The sequence below is a fragment of the Streptomyces sparsus genome (genome assembly GCF_054776295.1).
Genome location: NZ_BAAHCA010001054.1, coordinates 1 through 1,541 on the forward strand (window position 1 = coordinate 1; position 1,541 = coordinate 1,541).

Consider the following 1,541-nt stretch of genomic DNA (forward strand, 5'->3'; position numbering starts at 1 on the left):
TGACCGGCCGCCGGCGACGGAGCCCGCTGCGGTGGTGGCGGGCCGTCAGCCCGGCAGGGGCGCGGCCGGACGGTCGGCGAGTCGGGACAGCAGGCGCAGTGGAGCCGAACGGCCGGACTGCGGCACGGTCCAGAGCGTCTGCCCCCGCACCCCCCACGTCTCCAGCAGCGCGTTCGCGGCCTGGAAGCCGGTGGTCGCCGCCCGTTCCATCAGGGCCACCGGCAGGTCGGGCCGGACCAGGTCGCCGGCCACGGTCAGGTGCGGGTGCGAGGTCCGCACGGTGGGACGGTCGGCGGAGCGGCCGACGGGGAACAGGGGGCAGTCCTCGCGCCACTCGTGCCGGGCGTCGATGATCTTCGCGTCGCGGGTTTCCGGATACACCTCGTGCAGTTGGGCGAGCAGCTCCTCCTGCGCGGCGGCCCGGTCGGTGGTGCTCAGCGCGTAGGCGTGCAGCTCGACGACGGAGCCGCCGTGCGCGCCGGACCAGCGGGCCGCCTCACCCTCCCAGCGTTCCAGGACGCTGACGTTGTCCAGCGGGCCGAAGCCGCCGGTGCCCAGGAACCCGGGCCGGTCCCCGCGCACCGGCCGGTCCAGCCAGAGCCGGGAGACCAGGAACGGCGGCGCGGTGCGCAGGCGCGAGACGCGGTCGCGCCAGGGGCCGTCACCGAGTTCGGGCGACTGCTCCACGAGTGCGCGCAGCCCGCCGGTGTCCAGTGCCAGGACGACGGCGTCCACGTCCTCCCCCGGGTCCGCTTCCTCGCCCGTGTCCGTGCGCACGGTGAAGCCGCCGTCGGCGCGGGGGCGGACGGACCGGACGGGGGTGGCGGTGCGGATCTGCGCTGCGTGCCCCTTCAGGTAGCGCGCCAGCGGGTCCCAGAGCGCCTGGGGGTAGGGCTCGTCGGGCACGTCGAAGAGCAGGCCCTCGCTGGAGCCGAGGAAGTAGATGTGGAACATCAGCACCAGCTCGGCGGCGGACAGCTCCCTGGGATCGGCGAAGAAGCTGCGGGAGAACACCTCGAAGGCGAGGTGCCGGGCGCTGGGCGGGAACGCGATGGAGTTCAGGTAGTCCCAGGCGCTGACGCCGTCGAGTCGCTCGTAGACGTCGGGCACCCGCACGTCGAGCAGGGGAAGTGCGGCCCGTGGCGACATCCGCAGCAGGTCCCGGGTCCGGAACGACCGGCTCAGCGCGGTGAACGCCATCGCGTTCCACGGTGGGGTGCGCGGCACGTGCCGGAAGCTGTCCCGGAGCCCGTCCCGGTGGACCAGCGGATAGTCGGGCAGTCCGCGCAGGGTGCGCAGCGGACCGTCCACCCGGCGCAACAGGCCCCGGAGGTTGTAGTACTGGCGGAAGAAGGCGTGGAAGCCCCGGCTCATGGTGGGCGTGGAGCCGTCGGCGAGGTCCACCTGCCAGCCGGCGAGGCGTCCACCCAGCTGCGGATCGCGTTCGTAGAGCGTGACGTGCACGCCGCGTTCGGCCAGCGCCGTCACCGCGTCGATGCCGGCGATGCCGCCGCCGACGACAGCGGTCCGCGGCGCGGGCG

The 1,541-nt window shown here is 74.4% G+C and carries 1 protein-coding gene; it reads right to left on the bottom strand.

All coding sequences use genetic code 11. From position 1 onward, the window contains the following. Positions 1-45: 45 nt before the first annotated feature. Positions 46-1,541, bottom strand: a 1,496-nt coding sequence (locus ACYVE9_RS26235; protein ID WP_461030381.1) for an FAD-dependent oxidoreductase, incomplete at its 5' end; no start/stop codon positions are given.